This window comes from Paenibacillus sp. FSL P4-0176, assembly GCF_037975265.1.
Classification (GTDB): Bacteria; Bacillota; Bacilli; order Paenibacillales; family Paenibacillaceae; genus Paenibacillus; species Paenibacillus amylolyticus.
In genome coordinates this window covers 358032-383091 of the sequence record NZ_CP150242.1, presented here as the reverse complement: position 1 = coordinate 383091, position 25060 = coordinate 358032, and the positions used below count along the sequence as shown (strand labels likewise).

Annotated in this window: 21 protein-coding genes; 8 read left to right on the top strand and 13 right to left on the bottom strand. The window is 48.9% G+C overall.

Annotated elements, in window-relative coordinates:
• The first annotated feature begins 156 nt into the window (after positions 1-156).
• Entirely contained in the window at positions 157-1557 is a 1401-nt protein-coding gene (locus MKY95_RS01865; RefSeq protein ID WP_036616509.1) for a serine hydrolase, read from the top strand.
• Positions 1558-1725: 168 nt separating this feature from the next.
• On the opposite strand, the gene nagZ is transcribed toward MKY95_RS01865, so the two are convergent.
• The 7 genes from nagZ to MKY95_RS01830 form a co-directional block, all read right to left on the bottom strand.
• Positions 1726-3444, bottom strand: a complete 1719-nt coding sequence (gene nagZ / locus MKY95_RS01860) for a beta-N-acetylhexosaminidase (protein WP_339196541.1) — start codon at positions 3442-3444, stop codon at positions 1726-1728.
• 31 nt (positions 3445-3475) lie between these two features.
• Positions 3476-4672 carry a DUF1343 domain-containing protein gene (locus MKY95_RS01855; RefSeq protein ID WP_339196538.1) on the bottom strand — a complete coding sequence of 399 codons (1197 nt, stop codon included), beginning with the start codon at positions 4670-4672 and terminating at the stop codon, positions 3476-3478.
• The gene (locus MKY95_RS01850; RefSeq protein WP_339196535.1) at positions 4672-5382 is read right to left on the bottom strand and encodes a hypothetical protein; all 711 of its coding nucleotides are present in this window, start codon (positions 5380-5382) and stop codon (positions 4672-4674) included. Before MKY95_RS01850 ends, MKY95_RS01855 begins: the two co-directional genes overlap by 1 nt.
• 242 nt (positions 5383-5624) lie before the next feature.
• A complete protein-coding gene (gene ugpC, locus MKY95_RS01845; protein WP_339196532.1) occupies positions 5625-6734 on the bottom strand; it encodes a sn-glycerol-3-phosphate ABC transporter ATP-binding protein UgpC in 1110 nt (369 codons plus the stop codon).
• Between the two features lie 234 nt (positions 6735-6968).
• Positions 6969-7802, bottom strand: a complete 834-nt coding sequence (locus MKY95_RS01840; protein ID WP_017691096.1) for a carbohydrate ABC transporter permease — start codon at positions 7800-7802, stop codon at positions 6969-6971.
• A 64-nt stretch (positions 7803-7866) separates the two neighbouring features.
• Positions 7867-8790 (bottom strand): sugar ABC transporter permease, encoded by a 924-nt coding sequence (locus MKY95_RS01835; RefSeq protein ID WP_036616502.1) that lies wholly within the window; start codon positions 8788-8790, stop codon positions 7867-7869.
• 55 nt (positions 8791-8845) lie between these two features.
• Complete coding sequence (locus MKY95_RS01830; protein ID WP_036673010.1) at positions 8846-10198, bottom strand: extracellular solute-binding protein; 1353 nt, start codon at positions 10196-10198, stop codon at positions 8846-8848.
• Between the two features lie 356 nt (positions 10199-10554).
• Here MKY95_RS01830 and MKY95_RS01825 point away from each other — a divergent pair, with 356 nt between their 5' ends.
• On the top strand, positions 10555-11517 hold the full coding sequence (locus tag MKY95_RS01825; RefSeq protein ID WP_339196528.1) for a BadF/BadG/BcrA/BcrD ATPase family protein: 963 nt from the start codon (positions 10555-10557) through the stop codon (positions 11515-11517).
• 22 nt (positions 11518-11539) lie between these two features.
• Positions 11540-12445, top strand: a complete 906-nt coding sequence (gene murQ, locus MKY95_RS01820) for an N-acetylmuramic acid 6-phosphate etherase (protein ID WP_339196526.1) — start codon at positions 11540-11542, stop codon at positions 12443-12445.
• A gap of 148 nt (positions 12446-12593) precedes the next feature.
• Here murQ and MKY95_RS01815 read toward each other — a convergent pair whose 3' ends face one another.
• Together MKY95_RS01815 and MKY95_RS01810 are read right to left on the bottom strand one after the other, a co-directional pair.
• Positions 12594-13433, bottom strand: a complete 840-nt coding sequence (locus MKY95_RS01815) for a MurR/RpiR family transcriptional regulator (protein WP_036616797.1) — start codon at positions 13431-13433, stop codon at positions 12594-12596.
• A 125-nt stretch (positions 13434-13558) separates the two neighbouring features.
• Positions 13559-14788, bottom strand: coding sequence for an anhydro-N-acetylmuramic acid kinase (locus MKY95_RS01810; protein ID WP_101314837.1), 1230 nt, complete (start codon positions 14786-14788; stop codon positions 13559-13561).
• A gap of 282 nt (positions 14789-15070) precedes the next feature.
• On the opposite strand from MKY95_RS01810, the gene MKY95_RS01805 reads away from it, so the two are divergent.
• The gene (locus tag MKY95_RS01805) at positions 15071-16483 is read left to right on the top strand and encodes an N-acetylmuramoyl-L-alanine amidase family protein (protein ID WP_339196521.1); all 1413 of its coding nucleotides are present in this window, start codon (positions 15071-15073) and stop codon (positions 16481-16483) included.
• Positions 16484-16556: 73 nt separating this feature from the next.
• Positions 16557-17078, top strand: a complete 522-nt coding sequence (locus MKY95_RS01800; protein ID WP_339196518.1) for a GerMN domain-containing protein — start codon at positions 16557-16559, stop codon at positions 17076-17078.
• Positions 17079-17154: 76 nt separating this feature from the next.
• Here MKY95_RS01800 and MKY95_RS01795 read toward each other — a convergent pair whose 3' ends face one another.
• From MKY95_RS01795 to MKY95_RS01780, 4 genes are all read right to left on the bottom strand, one after another.
• Entirely contained in the window at positions 17155-18735 is a 1581-nt protein-coding gene (locus MKY95_RS01795) for an MBL fold metallo-hydrolase (RefSeq protein WP_036616483.1), read from the bottom strand.
• The gene (locus tag MKY95_RS01790; protein ID WP_036616794.1) at positions 18732-20402 is read right to left on the bottom strand and encodes an iron ABC transporter permease; all 1671 of its coding nucleotides are present in this window, start codon (positions 20400-20402) and stop codon (positions 18732-18734) included. Before MKY95_RS01790 ends, MKY95_RS01795 begins: the two co-directional genes overlap by 4 nt.
• 88 nt (positions 20403-20490) lie before the next feature.
• Positions 20491-21564: an ABC transporter substrate-binding protein gene (locus tag MKY95_RS01785; RefSeq protein WP_076329875.1), complete on the bottom strand. Its 1074-nt coding sequence runs from the start codon at positions 21562-21564 to the stop codon at positions 20491-20493.
• A 70-nt stretch (positions 21565-21634) separates the two neighbouring features.
• Positions 21635-22651, bottom strand: coding sequence for an ABC transporter ATP-binding protein (locus MKY95_RS01780; RefSeq protein ID WP_127548097.1), 1017 nt, complete (start codon positions 22649-22651; stop codon positions 21635-21637).
• Between the two features lie 367 nt (positions 22652-23018).
• Here MKY95_RS01780 and MKY95_RS01775 point away from each other — a divergent pair, with 367 nt between their 5' ends.
• The 3 genes from MKY95_RS01775 to MKY95_RS01765 all read left to right on the top strand — a co-directional run bounded on the left by MKY95_RS01775 (position 23019) and on the right by MKY95_RS01765 (position 24935).
• Positions 23019-23927 (top strand): LysR family transcriptional regulator, encoded by a 909-nt coding sequence (locus MKY95_RS01775; RefSeq protein WP_339196513.1) that lies wholly within the window; start codon positions 23019-23021, stop codon positions 23925-23927.
• A 146-nt stretch (positions 23928-24073) separates the two neighbouring features.
• Positions 24074-24718, top strand: coding sequence for a hypothetical protein (locus tag MKY95_RS01770; RefSeq protein WP_339196510.1), 645 nt, complete (start codon positions 24074-24076; stop codon positions 24716-24718).
• Entirely contained in the window at positions 24690-24935 is a 246-nt protein-coding gene (locus MKY95_RS01765) for a hypothetical protein (protein WP_339196508.1), read from the top strand. The genes MKY95_RS01770 and MKY95_RS01765 overlap by 29 nt, the downstream gene beginning before the upstream one ends.
• The last annotated feature ends 125 nt before the right edge of the window (positions 24936-25060 follow it).

Below are 25060 nucleotides of genomic sequence, written 5' to 3'. Positions count from 1 at the left end.
GATGGATTCACCTAATCCTTCTATTCGTTTTGACCCCCTTAGCGAGATCGTTTACAATGCTCATAAGCTGGTTATTCATGAAACGATTGGAAGGAGAGGATTCAAATCTTACGCAAGGCAAATGAAAGGCAACATGTTTCCACTGTATATTCATCCATGTTCCGCATTCTGTTAGCGCTCATCCTGTGTGCAGGCCCGATTCTGGGACAAGCTGGTATTACGGCATCCGCAGCGCAGGCGACGCAAGCAGTTCACATTGAAGTGAATGGTGAGCAACAATCCTGGAAGAACGCACCACTTATCATCAAAGGTTCAACGTTTGTTCCACTGCGGGATGTGGTCACATCGGTCAAAGGCACGTTGAAATGGGATAATCGCACGAAGACGGCTACCATTACCGTTGGCAGAGACAAGCTGATCCATCAGGCTGGCAGCAATTCCATTAAAGTAAACAAGGTTGATCTGGCTACAGGTGTGAATTCACGTACCGTTAACGGTACGTTGATGGTGCCTGTCCGAGCCATGGCTAATGCAATCAAAGCAGACATCAAGGTCCAACGTACAGCCACGGGGCAGATGAGTGTAAGTATGGTCACTGATCAAGTCAGCATGCTGAACAGCGAGGTTGCCAGCGTCGATACATATCTGCGCGAGATCAACTATCCAGGTATGGCTCTGATCGCCCGCGATGGTGAAGTACTTCTAAAGCAAGGCTACGGACTTGCCGATGAACAGACGCTGAATCGACCGGATCAAAAGACCCGAATCGCATCGCTGAGCAAATCCTTCACGGCCGCGTCCATTCTGAGTCTCGTGGAGGATGGTAAGATTAATGTGCAAGATCCGATCTCCAAGTATATCTCTGGTATACCAAAGGGAGATCAGATCACGCTGCATATGCTGTTATCCCAGACTTCAGGTCTGCCATCCGCATTTGGTCGGGGTGAAGGAACTTCTATGGAAGAGACTGTAGAGGAGATTCGCCACAAAACGCTGAAGTTTGAACCAGGAAGTGCCTATCTGTACAGCAACAGCGGGTATGTTTTACTTGCATACGTCGTTGAACAGGTATCTGGCATGAGTTATGCCGACTACGTGCAGCAGACGATACTGAAACCACTTGGTATGAAAAATTCGGGAGAGGCCTCCCGTAAAGTGCACACGATTAGTGGTTTTGTTCAAGAAGATAACGCATGGGTAACTGCACCTTACTATGTGTCTCAATCCGGATCAGGAACCATCTATTCCACGGTGGACGATATGCTGAAATGGGATCGTGCGCTGTATACGGACAAGATTCTAAGCCAGGATACGATTGAACAGATGTATGAGCCTTATTCTGATAAAAACTATGGCTACGCCTGGATTCTTAAAGAGAATGGCGCAAACCGTACCGTCTTCCACAACGGTAGTGGTGGCGGGTTTGCCACAGCCTTTTCACGTAATCTGTCCGATGATATCACCATTATCCTGCTTGGCAACCACGCAGGTATGGACATGACTTCACTTTTGGATGAAGTTGAGACACAGACAGCCAAAGCACTGCAATTGCAATAATCTATAATTAATAGCTTATAATGAGCAAAGAGACGGTCCTTTAAAGGATCGTCTCTTTGTGTTGTATATGTTCTCATTTTAACGACTCACACTTCCGTTTCGCTCAACCCACAATCCATCTCTTCTCCATCCTGCAAAAGGTAGTTTTACTCATATTCTTATTACTGCCTAGGAGACATCCGCTCTTTCATCATCTGTCTGCTTTAATGTTACAGGAAGTTTCCCCGCAAAAGGAATGCGCCCCATCAGCGCCTGAGCGACGCTATCCATGGCAAGTGGCCGGCTCTCGTAAGCCGCTACATAGACCTGGGCATCCGGAAGCGCCAGCAGATCGTAGGGGCTTCGCAATGCCACAACAGCCAGCGGTTTGCCCAATTGCTGTATCCAACCAATCAGCCTGCACTGTGGATCGCCGGAGGGACTTCCCGCATTGTAGGTTCCCACCACAATCTGCCGAATGTCATCTGCTTCCGCTGCCTGAAGCAGACGTGCGGAACGAATGGCGACTTCCTCGGGCGTGACCGTCAGATCGACAACATCCAGACCATACATGGATAAGGCTGAGCCCAAGGTGAACGTCTGAGTCAGCTGTTCGTCGGCAATTGTCGTCACGGACGTGGCAACCGTTATGACCAGCGTGCGTTCCGGCTTCAAAGGCAGCATATTCAGCTGATCGCGCACCAGTGTGATACTGTTCTCGCTAATACGGCGAGCAACCTCTTGGTGTAATGAACTGTTGCGCTCCGACCCACTGGATAGAGCAGGAGCGTTTGATGCCTTTGGCAATGATGCATTCGATACTACGCCATACACTTCCTCATCACCTGCACCACCCATTCCACTCTCCAACAAACCACGCTTCGCCTTGTACATCAGCAAGCGATTCACCGACTCATCAATACGTCTCTCGCTAATCCGCCCGCTCCTCACAGCTGCTAACAACGCATCAAATGCCTCTGCCTGAAGCTTAGCCGTATGGCTAATTAACACCAGATCTGCCCCGGCCTCTACCGCCATTACGGCTGCATCGACAGTGCCATAGTTCACGGCAATGGCATCCATCTCCATGCAATCTGTCACGATCATGCCCTGATAACCCAGTTCCTGGCGAAGCAGACCGCTTAATACGGTTTGCGATAGCGTTACAGGCAGACGCTCTGGCTCCAGTGCAGGAAAATAAATATGCGCCGACATCATGGCATCGACACCTTCGGCGATAGCGGCTCGGAATGGAATCAACTCCAGGCGCTCTACCCGTTCACGATCATGAGTGATGATTGGGAGGTCCAGATGGGAATCGGTATCCGTATCCCCATGCCCCGGGAAGTGCTTGGCTGTCGCTGCAATTCCAGCGTCCTGTATTCCCGCAATGGTTCTGGCTCCATATTCTGCAACGGATTGTGGAGATTCGCCGAATGATCGTACACCGATGACCGGATTGGCCGCGTTATTGTTTACATCCAATACCGGAGCAAAGTTCATGTTAATGCCCATGGCCTTCAGCTCCACCCCACTGATATATGCCGCCTGATACGCATCGTCAATGGAACCGGCAGCCGCAATGGCCATTGGTCCAGGCATCAAGGTTATCCCTTCGGTAATTCGAGCAACCATGCCGCCCTCCTGATCAATGGATATCCAGAGCGGCACATTACCGCTGCTTTTGGCAATCTGTTGTAACCCTAACGATAACCGCTCTACCTGCTCTGGCGACTCAACGTTGCGAGCAAAGTAGATTACGCCACCGATTGGATACATTCGGAGAAAGGATTCCACATCGCCAGCAGCTTCGGTGCCATGAAAGCCACAAAGCAGCATTTGCCCGATTTTCTCACGCAAGGTCATCTGTTTCAGCTTCGACTGGTATAACTCTTTTGGCCCACTCATTTCATGCCTCCCTCCGCTAACAAACATCCGTTCATTCATATAACAAAAACGGCTTTCGCCGCTCCTTCCATTCCGCTGCCTGTACATTCCACGCGTTCATTAAACGAATGAATTCCGCGCGGTCATGAATCGTTTCCCTGGCTTCCTTACCCCCTGCCAGCAGGTCGATAAAGTATCTTGAACCCGGCTCTGGTGGCTCCAGCCAGCAGAATTGCTCCGGATAGAGTGACACCAGTTCATGCAAAAGCACCAACCCTGTCTCTACCGCCCGAAATTTCCTACTGTCCGTTACAAAAATCCTTACGCCACCACACAGCTCACCTGCGTGTTTGGAGAATGTTGGGGACATGTACACTGGATGCACATGTACACCTTCCAGCTTGTATTCCCGAAATCGTTCCGCCAAACGCTCACCATCAACCCAGGGTGCCCCAATCCACTCGAATGGGCGGGTCGTGCCCCTGCCCTCCGATACATTAGTGCCTTCGAACAGGCACGTACCCGCATATACCCGCACACTGTCCAGCGTGGGCATATTGGGAGAGGGTAACATCCAGGGAAGCCCACAATCCGCAAACTCCATGGAGCGCTGCCATCCTTCCATGGCAACCACGTCCAATTCGCAAGGTACATCCATCTCGCTGTTGACCATCAGGGCGAGTTCACCTATCGTCAATCCGGTACGTACAGGTACACGCCAAGCGCCAACGAGTGATTCATACCCCGCGTTCAGTACGCCGCCTTCCACAACGTTTCCACCTAGCGGATTGGGACGGTCCAGAATGAGCATACGTTTGCCTGCTCCAGCACAGGCATCCATCATATGGAACAAGGTTGAGGCATATGTGTAATAACGGATACCCACATCCTGAATGTCGAACAGCACCGTATCCACTCCAGCCAGCATTGCAGGCATAGGTTTCTTGTAATCTCCATACAGGCTGAACACCGGAATGTCCAGACGTGGATGAAACATGTCTCCGAATCTGACACCCGCCTGAAGCTCTCCATACAGTCCGTGCTCACAGGCATAGAGCGCCGTAAGCTCGGTATTAGCCAGTCCGGCGCACACATCTATTGTCGATACAAAATCCGCTGTAATACCAGTCGGGTTTGTAATTAGACCGATTCGGTTACCTGTTATCCATGGATGCGATAACCCTCTGGACAGAAGATCAACTCCCGTTTTTACAGCCGGGATCTGCTCGGTCCCATTCAACTGACCCATCACACATTCCCCTGGCTGACCCAGCCTGTATGCTGGTGATCATTACCACCTGTTACGACAGGCTCTTCTTCAGGCTCCAGTACATTAAGAGCTACCTTATGCTGATAAATGGCAAACATACCTCCAAACAGCGCTCCGAAACCAACGACAGTCAGCATCAGCAGAGCCGTCAGGCACATGGCCTGAAAACAAGCGCCCATCGTGTACCCCGGGTGACGGAAGAACAGCTTTACACTTTCCCCCATCGCCTGAACGATGCCCATGTTTTTTTGTAAAAAAAGCTGCCAGGTATAGAACTGTGACATCAGCGCCATGAGAACAAAGAACGTCTGGAATACACCCACTGCTGTACCTGTAATTCCACCCTGTCCACCGTAATACCACCAGGTTGACCATAGAATGAAGCCAAGCACCGCGAAAAGCACACCCACCGATCCTCCCGGGATTATTCCCTTCAATGTTCCGACCCAGATATCCTTAAGCCCATTGCGCCGTTCCTTACGTTCCAATCTGTGATGTACGGCATAACAGACCCCGAACAGGATGGGCATATACATCAGGGCCAGAAGCAGCACCGCGATCGGCAACGGAGCAAACATCAGAATGGGAACCAATACGATGGAACTAACGACACTGTACAAGGCCACCGGAATAATATCCCGATAGATTTCCGCACCCGACTTGATCAATACTTCACTCAGCTTACGCATTTTTATTCTCCCTTCTATATAAGTTGGACTAAAAATTTACACGATAACGGAGAAAACAGAACAAATCTGGAGAAGCGAAGCGTTCGCCCACAAGGGCTGTCTTAAAAGGGCTACCCATTTGGGTTGGCTTGGCCGCACCACCGATCAGTATGTTGTACCAAACTTGCAACGTGCTAACGAATCTACCGCACCTTAACGACGGATTTTCGAGGCATGCCAATTGTAACGAACTTCAGCCCCGCCTACTCCCGTCCAATCGCAAGCTCCGTCTCTGGATCAAAAAAGTGCGCCATACGTAGGTCCAGCACAAAATTTTTGTCCATACCTACATAAGCATGTGTTTCCGGGTGGACCTTGGCCGTAACAGTACGGGCACCTGAATGGAAATATACCAAATTTTCGGAGCCCAGATGTTCTACAACCTGAACCCGCGCCTGCAGCATATGGTCTGTTGGGATATTCGGAGCGACATCATCACCAAAAATATGCTCTGGACGCAGACCCATAATCACCGGCTTGCCTTGATGACTCTGAAGACGAGCGAGTACATCTTCTGGCAAGGTGAATGATGCACCGTCCACGACAACCTGCGTGCCTTCAATCCGGGCATCAATGAAGTTCATCGCCGGAGAACCGATAAATCCGGCAACAAACATATTCCGCGGACTCGCATACAGTTCTTTTGGTGAAGCCACCTGCTGAATGTCTCCATGATTCATGACCACGATGCGTTCCCCAAGTGTCATGGCTTCTACCTGATCATGCGTCACGTACACAATCGTGGCACCGAGACGTTTATGCAGCTCACCCAACTCCACCCGCATCTGTACCCGCAACTTGGCATCCAGATTGGACAGTGGTTCATCGAATAAAAACACCTGCGGATCACGGACGATCGCCCGTCCCACCGCAACACGCTGGCGCTGACCACCAGACAGCTCGCGTGGTTTGCGCTCCAGCATCGCTTCCAGTCCCAGAATGGAGGCCGCATTCTGCACCTGTTCATCAATATAGGACTTTGGCTTTTTCAGATTTTTCAGGCCAAAGGACAGATTCTCGCGGATGGTCATATGCGGATAGAGTGCATAATCCTGAAACACCATCGCGATATCGCGATCCTTCGGATGCAGATCGTTAACAAGCCGGTCACCGATCACAATATCACCGCTTGTTTGCTTTTCAAGTCCGGCAATCATCCGCAGTGACGTTGTCTTGCCACAGCCCGAAGGACCCACAAACACTACGAATTCCTTATCTTCTATAACAAAGTCCGAGCCGGCTACAGCCGTGAACGTTCCTTTATGATCGTCTTTGAATTCTTTGCGCACTTGGCGAAACTCCACGCGTGCCATAGGTAGATCCCCCTTTACGTTGTCGCTTGTCCTGAACTATATAAGTTCAACTAACGAATCCTTACACTGGCACTCCGATGACAGAACAACCTTCCGATCGCTGTTATCCCCAGATTTCTTTGATTCCTTTATAAAAAGGGGAAATCCGGTGATAAAGGCGAACGCTTTCGCTTCTTCAGGTTATTTCTGTCCTCTCCGTTATAGTGTAAATGTTTAGTTGAACATATATTGGAATTAACCTTTGACTGCACCGATCGTAATGCCTTGTAGGAAATAACGTTGCAGTGAGAAAAACAGAATGATCATGGGCAGCGCACCTATTGTAGCCCCCGCCATCATCGCGCCGAAGTCGGTTGATTCGGCAAATACAAACGAGGCCAGCCCCACCTGAATAGTACGCATCTCGTTGGAATTGGTAATGAGGAACGGCCAGAAGAATTCATTCCACGAAGCTACAAACGTGAATATCGCCAGCACCGCAATTCCCGGCTTTGCCATCGGCAGAATGACTTTCCAGAAGATACCGAATTCACTACATGCATCGATACGTGCCGCATGTATCAGCGATGTGGGCAGCGTAGACATGAACTGTTTCATCAAGAAAATGTTGCCCACACTAACGGCAGCAGGCAGAATAATGGCCGTATACGTGTCCCCTAGGTCAAACACGTTGACCATCAGAATGTACAAAGGAATCAGTGTCACCTGCGCCGGGATCATCATGGTCCCAAGCAAAGTCCAGAATACCGCCTGACTACCCGGAAACTTCAGTTTGGCAAACGCATATCCCGCCAGGGAGGCGAAGAATACATTTGTTACGGTCAGAATGATCGAGATGAGCAGCGAGTTGTATAACCAGCGCCAGGCATCGGTTTTGGCAAAAAAGCGCTCATATGGTGATAACGACAACTGCTCCGGAATCATCTGTGGTTTAAACGAAGCCGACATCGCGCTATCCTGCACCGAACCAACGAGCATCCAATACATCGGAATGACCGTCACCAGCGCCCAGACTACCAGCAGAATGGATGCAACAACGAGCAGAATCTTTTTCTGTGTTGATTTCATGGATTTCATTCACCCCCGGATGCTTAATGCAACGTGCTCTAATCGTACGTGTTTTGAACTACCTCTAATACTCAATATCGCTGGAGAAATATTTGAACTGTATGACGGAGATGACAATGATGATAATCGCCAGTACAAACGACTGAGCCGAAGCCAATCCGAACTCATAGAATTTAAATGCCGTTTCATAGATCAGATAAGCGATTGTTGTTGTCGCAAAGTTTGGTCCACCCTGTGTCATGAGATAAACCGAGATAAACACCTGGAAGGATGTAATGACACCCGTGACGAGCAGATACAGCGTCGTTGGTTTGAGCAGCGGCCATGTAATCTTGCTGAACTGGGTCCAGCCGCTGGCATGATCAATATCCGCCGCTTCGTACAGCGATTTCGGAATACCGCCCATGGCTGCCAGATACAGAATAATGCCCGCTCCGTGCGATCCAAGCCAGTTCATCAGAATGAGGGAAAAGAGTGCCGTTCCCGACTGGCCCAGCCAGATCACCGGATCCAAGCCGAACAGACCGAGGAAACGGTTAAGCAGTCCCGAATCCGTCGGATCAAAGATCGCCAGCCATACAATGGAGATGGTCACCCCGGAGGCTACCGCAGGCAGATACATGGTAGCTTTGAAAAATGTCTGCCATTTACTTTTCATCTGATAGATGAAATAGGACAGTACAAATGTAATGAGAATATTGACCGGGACTGTGCCTACGGTGAAGATGACTGTATTTTTAATCGACTTCCAGAATGTCTCATCCTTCACCAAACGCTCGTAGTTATCCAATCCAACCCACGTCGAGTTCATAATATTGTATTTCTGGAAGCTCATCACAAGAGCCGTCAGAACGGGATACAGTGTGAAAATGAGAAACAGCAGGACAGGCGCCAAAATAAACAAATACGCCCACCCGTAGTCTCGCCAAAACCGGGCAACCCGGGAAGTCCGGGGCACTGACGATTTTGGCGCAAGGGCGGTCTGCATGGCGAATCCTCCTCTCCTAATCAGTGTGGTTTTACGTTATGTTTGATTGTCCGAGTTATTGTCCAAACATCTGCTGGCCTTTGCTCTTGAAGTCTTCTGCGATCTGCTCCGGTGATTTTTCACCCGAGAACAGCGCCTGAATATTAGGCTTCACAACCTGTTCCTTGAATTGTTTTTGCTGAGATGCTTTGTCGATATCCAGTTCAAGTACAACCGGCATCGCGATATTCTCTGCCATGACTTTTGCAGCAGCCAGATTATCCGGTTGACCAAGCTCTTTTCCTTTAAACAGATCCACCTGGGACTGTCTTACGAATGGAAGCGCCAGTTCATTGGCCGAGTTCCCTGCTTTGGCACCACTGAGCGCCTCCATCACCAGGAACGTATTTTTGGCATGCTGTTCGCCTTTGTCCTTTTTCTGTTTGAAGGCTACATACCCTTCGCCCCCCATTGTTGTGGCCGCAGGTTGATCATCATTATGTGGTACAGGCAGCAGGACAAAATCAATCTTCTCTCCCTGTACCTTGCCATCATCGATGTCCTTGTTGCGGTTCTGAATCATCACATCATAATAAGGAATCGCTTTGGAGATAATCGCCGTTTCCCCCGCGTAGAACATATCCGTCCGTTTCGCTGGAGCGAGAGCCGCCGTTTCCTTCGGCATATAACCTTGATCCATCAGGTTTTTGATAAAAGAGAGGGTATCCAGAATGCGACCATCATTCCATTGGAACGTGCCGTCTTTATCAAGAACATCAATCATCCCGTTATTCCGGGACAGCATCTCAATGAAGTCAAGTGAGGTTCCGTCGGTAACCAGTGCATATTGCTTGGCCCCGCCATCCAGCGTTTTGGTCAGCTTGGCAGCAGCATCGTTGAATTCGGACCAGGTCCAGCCATTTTGCTGAATGGACTTCCAATCAATGCCTGCTTCCTCCAGAATGCGTTTGTTACCACCCCAAGCCCATTGGAATTGATACAAAGGCAGTCCATACTGTTTCCCCTGAATCTGGCCTAAATCAAGCGTACCTGGCAGGTAGTCGTCCTTGATCTCAGGTGTCAGGTAGCTGTCCAGCTCAAGTGCCAATCCCGTATTCACATATGTGCCGTCTACGCTATGAAAGTAAAGATCCGGCGGGTTACCTGCGTTCAGAGCGACATCGAATTTTTTGGGCCCTTCCGCCCAGGAAAGCATTTCCGTCTTCACGGTAATGTTCGGGTGTTCTTTATTGAAATCAGAGATTAGATCCTTCAGTTCATCTTCATATGTGCCATGTACAGGATAGGTCCATACCGTTACCGTATCATCGGCATTCGGGTCATCCGAAGCAGCACCTCCGCTATTCCCACAGGCTGTAACCCAGACCATCATCAACAACATTGCCCATACCAGACCCTTCTTTTTCATCCCTTCATCTCCTTTGCATGTCATCATCCGATTCTTTCATTGCCTAACCATGCTACCCCTTTGTGATCGTTCGGCCTTCAAACGCAATCCACCTATACACGCGGCAGTAAGGAAAAGCACCTCCCCTGTAGATTGGGCCTGCCAGTCGCAGGCTAAATCTCTTAAATGCAATATTAACGTCAACTTAATTGACATTAACAGTATTAATTCCTTCCAAAATTGTAGATTGAATTCATTATATGAGTTGTAAAATAAAAATTCAACATTATTTTTTATTATAAAATTTAATTTTACTTTTTCTTTTCATGCAACTATACTATGTAAAAAGAAAACCCAAGCAAGCGAGGTGAGCCACTTTGCGAGTATATGTAGGCGTAGATGGAGGCGGTACCAATACTGATGCAGCAGTCATTTCTGAATCTGGTGAAATTCTTGCCCGACTCAGCGGCGGTCCCACGAATCCTCACAGCGTATCCACTGAACAGACCATTTCCGAACTGCAACGAGTGCTGGAACAGCTATTTAATCTAATAAGTGATTTATCGACAAATTGTGAGGGTATATGCCTTGGTATGTCAGGTGTAGATACGATCCAAGAACGGCAACTAATAGCCGAAGCAGTAAATAACTATATGAAGAGTCGTAATCAACAGGCATCAGAAGGTTGTCCAGTCTGGGTTGTATCCGAAGGAGAGATTGCTCTGATGGCCTCTCTCGGACATACGCACGGTGTATTGTGTATCTCTGGAACAGGTTCCATCGTGTACGGATTTACGCTGGAAGGCGAGCGATACCGTGCAGGAGGCTGGGGTCATCTGCTCGGAGATGAGGGGAGTGGCTATCGTATTGGGCAGCGTGCACTCCAAGTGGTTATGCAGAGTTATGACGGTGTTCTTCCTCCAACCTGTTTAACCCCGCTTCTTCTAAAGAATCTGAACCTTCGGGATATATCGGAGTTAAAGACGCGAGTGTATCAGACGGATTGGGGCAAAACCGAGACCGCATCCATCGCCCGCTTAGCTATAGAAGCAGCTGAACTCGGAGATGAGGCCGCCCGGGCACTGATCATCGACGAAGCCTCACAATTGGCGGATACCGCCAAGGCGCTGGTTGCCCGTCATCCCGAATTTGTATCCACTCCGGTTGTCCTGTCCGGATCAATGTTTCGATACGCTACACTTTTCCGAAATACATTTATCCTGAAGTTATCGGGATATTATGGAGAGTTGGACTTTGTATATCGTGAAGATGCCCCCGCTCCAGCGGTTGGGGCAGCACAACTGGCAAGAATACACTGTTCCCTGAATGAATCATTTTAAAAGAGAGAAGGAGGCCATACGGATGAATCACATGCTGAATTCACTACTAACAGAACAACCCAATCCACTAACGGATCATATAGATGAATTGCCTTCGGCAGAAATTATGGAACTCATTAATAAGGAAGATCAACGGATTGCGGAGCTCATTCAGCCCCTCATTCCGGTCATTGCTCAAGCTGCGGATCGGATCTTGGAGGCGTTTCAGTCTGGCGGCAGGCTTTTTTATGTAGGCGCAGGTACCAGTGGACGATTAGGAATACTTGACGCTTCGGAATGCCCGCCTACCTACGGAACCCCGCCCTCCATGGTGCAGGGTATTATTGCAGGGGGATTCCGGGCAGTGAAGGACCCGGTTGAAGGTGCTGAAGATAATGAGGAGTTGGGAGTTGCGGACCTTGATGAACATGGCTTAGACAAAAACGATGTTGTGGTTGGCATTGCAGCCAGTGGACGAACGCCGTATGTGCTGGGTGCGATGAGACACGCCAAGGAGATCGGGGCTACGGTGATCAGCCTGAGTAATAATGCAGGCACGCCGATGACCCTGTTGGCTGATGTGAGCATTGAGGCTGTTGTCGGCCCAGAGGTTGTCATGGGTTCAACACGTATGAAGGCAGGCAGCGCCCAGAAAATGATTCTGAATATGCTCACCACTACCGCCATGATTCGTCTGGGCAAGGTTTACCGTAATTTCATGGTTGATCTGAACCCTTCGAACGAGAAGCTTGTCCATCGGGCCAAACGCATGATCCATCTGGCAACCGGAGCAAATGAAGCGGATATTGAAGAGGCTTTTACCGGTGCAGACGGTCATGTAAAAACGGCAATCGTCATGCTGATGGCAGGTGTGGACGCAACGGAAGCCCAGCACAGGCTTGATCTGGCTGACGGATTTGTCCGCAGCGCCATTGCGGGGCCTTCCTGAGCCGTACAAGGGGTATTATTAGAGGTGGTAAGAGAGGAGCCCAACATTAGTCTGGGCTCTTTTTTTTATTTTTTTATTCTAAAAGCGGATATAATCCGTCAAAAAATCCCCTCCTGCATAAACAGAAAGGGATTCATATGGTTCTACTTCACTTGTGCTCCAGAATAGCCTGTCGGCTCTTCTCCAAATATTCCACCGACTGGTTGTAATCCCGACTGGCAATCGCCAGATACAAAATATCGATCACGTTCAACTGTGCAATCCGTGACGAAGTTGCTCCGCTCCGAATATCACTTTCGGTAGAAGTAATCATCAGGGGCACATCCGCCATACTACTGAGTGTATTGCTGCCCCACTTGGTAATGCTGATTGTCGCTGCACCACCATCATGAGCATGCTTGAGACAGGAGATTACGTTCGACGTCTCCCCTGAATACGAGATACATACCACCGCATCATCCTCACGAAGCGTCGTTGCGGACGAAATCTGCATATGCGGATCGGCGAACGAAAAGCTTGTGCGATTGATTCGCATGAACTTGTAATGTGCATCCAGCGCAATCAGGTTGGAGGCCCCTACTCCATAGAAAAAGATCCGGTTTGCCTGATGAAGCACGTCCACAGCTTTTTCCACCAGACGTGGGTCCAGAATATGAACCGTATCCTTCACCGACTGAATATTGTTTGCGGACACATGCTGAATAATGCTCTCCATGGAGTCCTGGGGACGAATCTCCGTATATTGATATGGCTCACTCGTCTGCAAATCTCCGGCAATCTTCAGCTTCAGCTCCTGAAAACCCGTTACACCTAGTGATTTGCAGAGACGGATAATGGCAGCTGGGCTGCCTCCACTCCGTTCAGACAACTGGGCCACCGAGGATTGAACAGTTTCTTGCGGGTGATCGAGAATATAAGCTCCGATCTTCCGTTCGGACGGGGTCAAGTCATCCATTAATGCGCGTAAACGTACAAGTCCACCTTTCATGCCTTCCATTCGCTCCTCCTTTCCGTACTGCATTCATGTACAAGCATTTTATCTTATAATTCCACTCGCGTCTAATCGAATTCCTCGCCCTTCCATAACTGAACTCATATTAAATTCAGGTCTCACTAAAGTGTGAGATTGCCCGAGATTACGGCGTGTTTTGCGCCGGTTACTGCCGGAAGTGTATTGGTTCTTCCCATAAGTGCCTCATGGCCAAGTAAAGCAAATCCAATGGCTTCCCGAGCATCATCGGGTATACCATAATCTGCCGTTCGTTCCAAACGGATATCCTTCGGTAGTCTCTGACGGATCATCTCCATTAACGTGGCATTGGAAGTGCCACCACCGCACGCGAGCATGGCCGATATTTGCACCTTGGGCAGGATAAAATCCTTCACTGCACGCACGATGGTTTCCGCGGTCAGACAGGTGGCAGTAGCCAGCGTATCTTCAAGAGATAAGGAACGCTTTGCGGCCATCTCCATCAGTCTCACTGCATACGCGGCTCCATATACTTCTCGCCCGGTACTTTTCGGTGGAAGTCTTTTGAAATACTCATCCTCCAAACACAGGTCTACCAGACCCTGATCGACCTTTCCCTGTGCGGCAATACTTCCATTCGGATCATAATGCTGCCGCCCATCCGTTGCCTGCCGCACAATGGCGTCCATCACCATATTCCCTGGTCCCGTATCAAATGCCGAAATACCTTCGGTAGATGACTCCTCGGGAAGCACCGTCACATTGCCAATGCCACCGATATTCTGCACCAGCCGTCCTTCCGTCGGGCTACGGAACATCAGAGCATCCGCATAAGGCGTAAGCGGGGCACCTTCCCCACCAGCCGCCATATCCCTTGCCCGCAGGTTGCCAATCACTGGAAGTCCTGTCCGTTCTCGAACGACAGCACATTCACCGATCTGCAATGTCGATACCACATCAATACTTGCTCCCGTTGGCCCTGGAAATGCAGATGCTACAGGAGCATGCCATACAGTCTGTCCATGCATGCTAATCATTTCCACCTGCTGCGTTGAGATACCGGCAGACTGCATCAGTTCCGTAACGCTATGCGCATACCACTCCGATACACCAAAGTGCGCGGCTGTCAGCTCGTCGACACGCGCCGTCCCCGGTGAACATAACCGGATCAGTACGTCTCTCAATCCATTCGAATAAGGCACACAGACGAAATCAACCAGCTCTATCTGCTGTAATGCCCCGCTCATATCGGTTTGAATACGCACCAGTGCCGCGTCAGTTCCATCAAGTGACGTTCCTGACATTAGTCCGATGACCAGATGCTCCTGCTTCAAACGATACTTCTCCCACATCGGATAGCTGCCTGTATCCATCCACTTCCAACCTCCTGCAAGACCCGATGAACACGTCATCCTGCCATAATTTCACCCAGTATATGATATTAAATTTCACAAGTCAAACATTATATGAAATTTAATTACATCATTGAAAATAAAAAGAGAAATATTCATCCCATTTGCGATCACACATCATGTTTTCTTCCATCAATTGATAATTAGATATCAGAAGAGAAACATTTTTACATTTTTACCGTTTATAATATGTAGGGATATTTTGGAATTAAGAAAATGCTCTAATATTAGTCGAGGTGCATAATGAAGAAAACCATTTTACTACTGTTTTTAAGTCTGTTCTTACTCGTTTTGCTCCCTAATCAGGGAAATGCCGCTGCAAGCACGTCGAAAATCTTTATGGATGGAGAGGAATTAGTCCTCCCAAGTGATGTACAGGTGACGATTATCAATAGAAACGTGATGATCCCAATTCGTGTCGTTGCCGAAAATTTGAAATTCAAAGTCGATTGGAACCAACAAGCACGCACTGTAAAAATTCAGCAAGATCAACAGACGATTTCCCTAACCGTGGACCAAAAGCAAGCCATGGTTGCTGACAAACAAGTCACTTTGAACACAGCACCGCAGATTTTGAATAAAACGCTGGTGGTTCCCATTCGATTTGTCAGTGAACAAATGGGGCTTAAGGTAAGATGGAACAATCAAGACAAGATCGTATACTTAACAAACACCAGTAAGGAACCTGCTATTGAACCAGGAAATAGTCCTGGAAAAGGGGATTCAAGCTCTACCGCTCAGGTTACCGATATCCAATTTGCCAATAATCAGCTCGTGTTATCCACCGATGGGGCCGTTCAGCCGATAGTAACGACCCTCAAGTACCCTGATCGTCTGGTTGTGGACTTGCCCGGAGCCACCTTTGGTGATATCCCCCAGCCGCTGGATCAAGGACTCAATGGCAAGTTGGATGTGAGCGGTTATCCCAATGTGACAGAAGTGAGATATTCACTGTTCAAACGAGAACCGGCACAAGTTCGCATTGTCGTAGAATTGAATAATGTGAAGAATGTCCAGTACAGCCACAATGTGATTGCCGACAAACTGATTATTGATCTGAATGTTGCGGGTGACAATGTCACACCTGCTCCAGTCACTCCAGTAGGCGACTCAGGACGCAAGGTTGTGGTCATCGATCCAGGACACGGTGGCAGTGATCCAGGGACGATCAGCATCACGAACAAACCCGAAAAGGAATACAATCTGGCATTAGCTCACAAAGTACAAGCCCTGTTGCTCAATGAACCCAATATCGAATTGGTGATGACTCGTGAAGGTGATACCTATCCGACCCGCCCTGAGCGTGTTCAACTCGCCAATCAATTAAATGCGGATGTATTTGTATCTATCCATGGCAATAGCGTGAAGTCCGCCCCCCAAGCCACAGGTACGGAGACATATTATTATCAACGCAGTAACAGCAAGGAATTAGCTACTATCATTCATCAACGTTTGGTGAAAGCCATGGGTCTCAGAGATCGTGGTGTGAAGAATGGCAACTTGGAAGTAATCCGAGACACGACCATGCCTGCAGTGCTTTTGGAAGTGGGATTCTTGAGTAATGTGCTCGATGAAGAACTGATGTCGTCCGAAGTTGTTCAGATGAAAGCCGCTCAAGCGATAGCCGATGGAATCAAGGAGTATTTGGGCCTATAAATTATCAAATAAATCAGATAAAGGAAGTGTTTCTTTGAATAAGAAGCTAGGTTGTGCACTTATATTATCATGCTTGATCCTTATCGGAGTTGGATGTGCCCAGAAGCCAGTGAGCCAATCCGGTTCGAATGAACCTGCTGTTCAGGGAGGACAGGTGCAGGCACCAAACCCATCCGAAACGGAGGTGGATCTGGGCACAATGAATACACAAGTCGTCGATGTATATTTGGCAGACTCTCAGGTACTTGAGCTAGAGAAAACAGAGCAGGAAATTGAGTACAAGGATGACTCCGAAAAATATGAAAAAACATTTGTAGCGTTGCAAACGAACACCGATTCAGAGCTTGTTTCCCTCTGGGAGCAGGTGGAATTGCTCTCTGTCCAATATGCTGAGGGTACGGTGACTTTGGATGTTCATATCCCCGCTGAAGCGAACCTCGGTACCAGTGGAGAATTGCTCGCATTGGAAGCTTTAACAACAACGATGTTTCAATTTGATGAAGTGAAGAGTCTGGATATACTGGTGGATGGTGAAGCCGTTGATAGTTTGATGGGTCATGCCGAACTGGAGCACCCCATTCATCGCGAACCCTAAATGATCAGACAACAATGGAAAAAGAACGTCCCCAGGGACGTTCCAATCTGACGCATCAATTCGATTCATGCACAATTCACACATATAGCTCGTCACCAGCAGACAGTGAATGTATCACTGTTCTCGGTGACGGGCTATTTCTGAGCAAACCTTCTTTTAATCGGTCCGTCTCTACCCGGTCAGCATGCACAAGGACCGTATGCCTTGCTGGAACCTGATGCAGCATCCGTTCAACATCCTTCCAGCCCTGATGAACTTTATAACGTATTTTCCGCACCTCACATGCTCCATACTTGTCAGGAACCCGTAGCAACTTATCAGCAAATGTACCATGAGCAACATGCCCAGTGAGCAGAATCAGATTCTCCTCCCTGTCCGATAATTGACTATAGTACCAACGGGCAAGCGAGGACTGCATCATGCCGTCCGGAATGAACCATAGCGAAGCAGCATGATGTTCCAACAGTTGTTCCCGCTCTTGGGTGGTTGTAGGTAGATCCCATCCTCGTCCGGTCAGAAAGCAATCGATTTCGTCTTTCAACGAACTTCCGATGACATGCTCTCCCTTCTCCCTCAACCAATACGGAACATGCAGAAGTTGCTTCATACCGTCCACCAGCCCTTGTTCCACTACGATTGGAATAGCCGGGAATTGTTGCTGTGCCCACAGTATGATCTCCTGTCCACGCCCTACGACAGGCATGGGTAGTAGCACCTTTCCACCGCGTGCAATCGTATGGCGAATGGCTCGTTCGAGCTGTTCCAGTTTGTCAGCCTGTGTATCTTGGTCCGTACCGTAGGCCGCATCAACAATCGCCAGATCTACCAGCCCGACTGAAGATATTGCTGCTCTATCTACTCCGCTTGCTCTGCCTACTCCATCTGCTTCTTTGGATGTGAAATTTCTCTGCTTCATGGGTATCTCCGTGGATACGAGTGTTCTTGACGACGCTTCTGATGCAACAGATGTCTGATCTGGTGACGTTATGAGTTCTCCAGCCTTTTGCCCACTGTTTATAGCAATTAGTTCCTCCGCGCCCCACTGTTCACTGCTCGGAGTATCGAACAACGTATCTTCACGAATCATGTTTTCCCGTAAGAACGCCTCCGCTGGATAATCCTCCTGTAAAAGCATCGATTCGGACGTGTAGTCCCCGGAATAAAAAATCCGCTTACCTTCCATTTCAACCCCAAACCATACCGATCCAGCCAGATGTCCACTCCGGCCCCACATCACTTTTACTCCAGGAATGGGTTCGAACCAGGTTTGGGATACAACCTTATCCTCCAGATACCGATAACGAATAGCCTGCTCATCTGCTTCATCGTAAGGGAGCTTCTCTCCGACACGTTCTGCAAACCTTCGCCAGTTGGCAAAATACGTACGCAGTTGCGCCCTCGTCTCTCTCGTCGTCCACACTTCACCCTGGTAGCCCATCTTGTACAGCAAAGGGATGGCGACCGAATGATCCTCATGGGCGTGGGACAACAGGACCGCATCCAGTTGCGGGACAATCTCCGGGTCAATCATCGGATACTCGCCCGTGCCTTCTTTTTTCACACCACAATCCAGCAAAAGGTGGAACTGGCTCCCGCTCAGGAGATAGGCGGAACGTCCGTGTTCCCCTGCACCGCCCCATACGTTCAGTTTGATCATGATGCATTCCACTTTCTCTTTGAATTCAGCAGTTCGATTCCCAGCAGCATCAGCACCGTCATGCCTACAGTCACAACAGCCATTGCCATTCCCAACGACACCTGACCTTGTTCAAACTGGGCAAAAATATACGTAGCCGACGTCTGCATCGACGGCGGAAGAATCAATAACGAACCTACCAGCTCCCGGGTAGCAATCGTAAAGGTCATCATCCAGCCGGCCAGCATGCCGGGCAGGATCAGCGGGATCAGGATTCGCCGCAGAATATACAGCGGCTTCCCGCCAAACACTTGCCCAGCTTGGAACAACGTTCCGTCAATCTGGGTAAAGCTCGATTTTACATACTGCACGGTGTAAGGCAAGAAGAGCACAACGTACGTGAGCACAACCATGCCATAGGTGTTATACAACGTGACTGGCATCCAGGGTGAGTTCCAGAACAGAATCAAACCCACCACCATCACGATACCCGGCACCGTATTAGGCAACAGACTGAACAAGTCAATCACACGCTGCATGAATGAAGATGATCTGCCGATCGCCAGCGCAAATCCAGTTCCGATAATAACAGCGACCGTTGAAGCCGCAAGGGATAGACCGAGACTGTTCCCGATGGCCTTCATGCTCACCGATCCCCAAGATAACAGCTCTTTGTAATGATCCAAGGTCAGATTATCAAATGCAATTCCCGATCCCCGTAACTTCATGGTCGAAGCGGCAATGATGGAGAAATACGGGATACCTATCGACAGGATCAACAGAATCGCAAGATACACCCCGCATAACAATCCTGCTCCGCCACGAAGAGAATATCGCTTCGAACGTTGCCCTTTGCCACCGACCAGACGATACGTGAACTTTCGACTCATGGCAGACTGCATATACCACATCACCAGACAGACGGACAACAGCACCGATGCCAGCGAAGTCGCCTTGCCGAAGTCAATCGGCCAACTGGAGATGTACTTATGGATCTCGGAGGTCATGACATAATAGCCAATCTTGCGCCCGAAGGTTGCCGGAGTTCCGAATTCCGCAATCGTTTTGACAAAGACCAGCATGATCCCCATGCCGTAGGACGACAACAATAAGGGTAAAATAATACGTCTGAAACGGTATCCTGCACGTGCACCGTGCACAGCTCCCGCTTCTTCGAGATTGCCACCGATGCGGATCAACGCATCTCGAAGCAGCAGATACAGGAACGGGAACAGGTGCAAGCTCATGATGAGCACCATGCCCCAGAAGCTGAAGAACAGCTCACTCCAACCCGCAGATGAGGGCACCCATTGCTGCAGATATCCCCCTTTTTGCATAAACAGAATCCAGCCCATCGATCCGATATACGGCGGAGTCATGAACGGAATCATCAGGATTACATCGACCCAGCGATGCTCGCCCATTCGGGTCTTCGCCATCATCCAAGCCAGCGGTAGCGCCAGCAGCGTAGTTACCGCTACAACGCATATGCCAAGCCAGACGGAGTTCAGCAATACACCTGATAGATGATGACCGGTAATCGTGCGAATCGGAGCCATCCAATCCCACTGCCCGTCCGGATACACACTTTGCCAGAAGATCAGCAAGAGCGGTACGCCAATGCTTATGGTCAGCAGAAAGAGGGCCAGAATCACGCCCACTCTCCGAAAAATTCGGTTGTTGTCCATTACAACAGGTTTCACTACGTTCACCTCACATGACTTTCCACAGACAGCAGATATTCCTTTTGCCTAATTGTCTCTATACTTGTTCTTCTTACTTAAAAGTCTCGGAAAAACGCGCCGCTGTCTCTTCGCCATGTTCGCTCATCCAGTTCCAATCCACTTTAAGTTGTGGAATATCCTTCACATTGGCACGGTTAGTCGCTTCAATGTCTTCGCGGCCCGGAATCAGATAAGCATCTGCAACAAGCTTCTGTGCTTCATCGGACAACAGGTAGTCAATGAACGCTTTGGCATTTTCTACATTTGGACTGGATTTCAGAATCGCTGCCGGTCTTGGGCTGATTACCGTGCCTTCCTCAGGATATACGATATCCAGTGGTTCGCCTTTTGCCTTGGAGGAATACGCCATGTAGTCCACACCTGCTGCTACGATGCTTTTGGCACCCGTAATGACCGGATCAAGTGCTTCCTGATTGGCGCCTGCCATCGCTACACCATTGGCTTTATAGGCACTCAGCAGATCCCAACCTTTTTCACCGTTCGCGCTCAGGTAGCCTGTGATGAAGTCGAGTGCTGAACCTGATAATGTAGGGTCGGGAATGTTTACTGCATCTTTCCACGCAGGCGTAGCCAGCTCTGCCCAACTTGTTGGTGGTGTAGATACCAGTTTGGTGTTATACACAATGCCCAGTGCGGAAGCACTGCTGCTAAAATAGTTGCCCTCTGCATCCGACCAGTCCTTGTTCAACTTGTCTGCATTGGCTGCTTCAGGGTATGGCATAGTCAGTCCATCGGTTTTCAGAGCCTGTGCTGAAGGTAAAGAGGCCAGGATCACAACGTCTGCAACCGGATTGGATTTCTCAGCTTCCATACGAGCCAGAATTTTTCCTGTCGTTCCCTGAAACATCTCAACTTCGATCCCTGTTTTGTCTGTAAATCCGCTCACGATGTTATCTGCCAGCTTCTGTGGGCCAGCACTGTACAAGACCAACTTGCCACCAGCCGGTTTCGTTGTTTCCGCCGCTGCTGCTGTGTTTCCTTCACCTGCGGGTTGTGCTGCGTTGCCTGTGGTGGAGTTCCCTGTGCTACATCCGAACAAACTGATACTCATTACCGCTGTTAATAACAGCATTGCGCTCTTTTTCCGTGTGTTCATACCCAACATATTCGTCCATCTCCCCTGGTTTCTTATAAAATGTGTACTTCTGCTTCCAACTGCGTGCTTGTTCAACAATCTAATATGCCACTGCGATCGCTTCGTTCTGCTTCATACTCGGGTGTTCATAACCGTCCATTCGGCATATCCGCTCAGGGGTTACATAGAGTTGCACCCGCTCCCCTACGCGCACCCTTTGGTTCATATAAGCTGTCCATATGCCCAGCCCTTCCATCTGCACTCGTACTTCATATCGTTCACCTACATAGCTGACACTAAGTACCGTCCCCGGATAACACAGATCGTCATGACCTGTTTTGTTCCAGGTGACATGCTCTGGACGCACCATCGATTGATTAGGCGTGAGCCAGTTGGACTTTCCGATAAACGAAGCGACATACGGATCACTTGGCGCCGAGTAGATCGTTTCCGGGCTTCCCTTTTGCAATATTCGCCCCTTCTGCATCACCACAATCTCATCTGACATCGACATCGCTTCAATCTGATCATGTGTGACGTACAGCGCAGTCAATCCCATGTCCCGAACCAGTGACATCATCTCAATCCGCATCTCTTCCCGGAGTACAGCATCCAGTGCGCTCAGTGGTTCATCGAACAGGATCACACCAGGTCTGACCGCTACGGCTCTGGCAAAAGCAACCCGTTGCTGCTGTCCACCAGACAGCTGATGAGGATATCGGTCTTCCATGCCTTGCAGGCGAACCATGCCAAGCGCTTCGTTCACCTTTTGCCGCAGATCAGATTTCTGTTTTCCGGCCTTCAGGCCAAACGCTACATTTTCGTATACGGTCATATGCGGCCATAATGCAAAATCTTGAAACACCATGCCCAGATTACGCTTGTGTGTTGGTATATCAATCCGCTTCGCCGCAGAGTAGATACACTGACCATCTGCACGAATCTCCCCCGCGTCCGGCTGTTCCAGCCCGGCCAACATGCGGAGCAGTGTTGTTTTGCCACAGCCGGATGGGCCGAGCAAGGTCGTGAACTTTCCATGTTCTAGCGTTAGATCTGTTGGCAGCAGCGCGGGTGTTTGATTAAATGATTTTTGAATTCCTGTCATCTCTAATTTCATAAGCATCCCTGCCTGTCTTCTGTTACTTGATCTCTTGCACTGTTCTCAGTCTAACGTCCGCTTTCGCGAGTTGTATGTCTTGTATGTAAAATTGGAATTAACTTTTTAGATGAATTCTGTTGATGTTCATAGATTAAATCTATAGTAGGTGAACTAAATTAATTTTCATGTTGTCGCTCCGATTACAGCACCATCTTCCGATCGCTGTTATCCCCAGATTTCTTATATTCCCTTTATGAAGGGAGAAATCCGGGGATAAAGGCGAACGCTTCGCTTCTTCAGATTGGTTCTGTACTCTCCGTCTTTATGAAAACATTAGATCATCTTATATATTGGGGCTAGTAGAAGTGAGAGGAGTTGGGGGACATTGAATCTGATCAAATTGCAAATTGTTGAGCTGATCGACAAGCATCATCACATGACAAGCGTGGCCGAGTTACTGGGGATCAAGCAACCCACCGTTACATTTCATATGAAGTCATTGGAGGAAGAGATGGGCGTGCGATTATTCGAATCGCGTAGTGGAAAGACCTTTTTAACCGAAGCCGGACAGGCTTTGCTCCACTATTCTGTCAAAATCAATGCTCTGACACAAGAGGCAAGGCGGGTCGTAAAGGAATATGACAGTCTCTATCGCGGCACCCTGCACATTGGAGCAAGCTATGTACCGGCTACATATTTGCTGCCCACCATACTCAACACCTTTTCTCAGGAATTCCCGGGCATTCGTATTGTCTTATCCGTCAAACCATCACCTGTTATTCGCGAGATGCTGATTCGGCATCAGATTGATCTGGGGGTGATCTCTTCCGAGCCATTTGTTGGCCCTGCCCTGCAAGCTGAGACGCTGTGTGAAGACGACCTGGTATTAATCTGTTCCCCGCAACATGGGTTGGCCCAGAAGGATGCATTAACACCTGATCATATCGCGCAGATTCCTTTTGCCTTACATGGCAATGAATCCAGTACACGGCGGCTAACCAATCAATGGCTTGCGCAACATGATATTCGTTTGCGGAGTACCGTGGAGATGGATTCCCTGGAAGCGATCAAACAGCTCGTGTTAATCGGGGGGCATGTCTCATTCATGTCTCGGATGGCGGTACAGTGGGAGGAACAGCACAGGCTCATTCAAGTTCTTCCAATTCCGGGAGAGCAGGCACCGCGCCATATCTATACGGTACATAACAAGGATCGCCACCCTTCCGTTCAGGTAAACCGCTTCAAAGAAGTGCTGCGAGAGGTGAGTCACGGCTTCCCCATTTTCCATGGCTGAATGCCCTGATCCGCTATAAACTATCATTTGCCATTCATCAAATCTATGCAGGGTTAACGCAATGTGCACTTCCCTTTAATCGCTTTCATATATTCAGGCGATAAAGTGAGTCTGTACGTTAATCCAGATTAGGAGAGTGATTGGTTTTGAAAAAGTGGAAAAAGGTAACCGCCTCATTGATGCTGAGCATCGTAACATTGGGAAGTGGAATGACATTTCTGGGAGCACCCCAGGCTTCAGCTGCTGCCAATGCCGTTCCTGCATATGAAGTAAAGTTTCTGGCCAAGCCGGAACTTGTATTGAATACAGATGGGACACCACGCAGTGAAGTGATTCAGACACTCGGCCTGAGTTCCACGCCAAGAAACATTAACGTAGAGTACTTCGACACCAATGCTCTCGGATTGGATCAACAAGGATGGAACGTTCGTTTTCGCAAAAAGGATGACAAGAATAACTACGAATTGACTTATAAAAAACGCTACCCTGTAATCAATGGCGATATCAACGCAGCGCTGACTCTGGCTAATCAAGAGGGATTTGACAAATCAGATGATAACTACGAGGCTGAGATTGATTGGGGATATGGCAAACAAACCCTGAGCTTCTCCAATACCAAAAAAGTCGATACCAAAGCGACAGGAGTCCAACTTCCTTCCCAGCAAGAAGCCTTGAACATGTTACTGGACAAGCTTCCGGGCAAATTGAAAAACTGGTCTGCCTCCAACTGGGGCAAGCAGCAATTGACTCAATCCCGTGCATATGGTCCCAATCACATTCCAACGATATGAAGGTACATGGAGTGGTCAAGAGCTTACACTCGAAGTATGGCCGATCCGTGACGCAGCAGGTACAGGTATTGAGAATATCGTAGAGGTTTCTTTCAAAACCGATGATGCTGTAGCCGTATCCGGACTCCGTACCCAACTGCTGCAATTACTGGAGAACAACAACTGGCTGATTCCTGCAGATGGCTTGAAAACACAGACGATTCTGGAAAGATACTAATCGCAAGCTCTAATTAAAAAGACAAGTTCCTCTTCCTGCGGACATCGTAGGAGAGGGGCTTGTCTTTTTTTGCGTAGTGAATTAAATGATCTGTTATTTAAGTAATTCTACGATTAACATCAGTT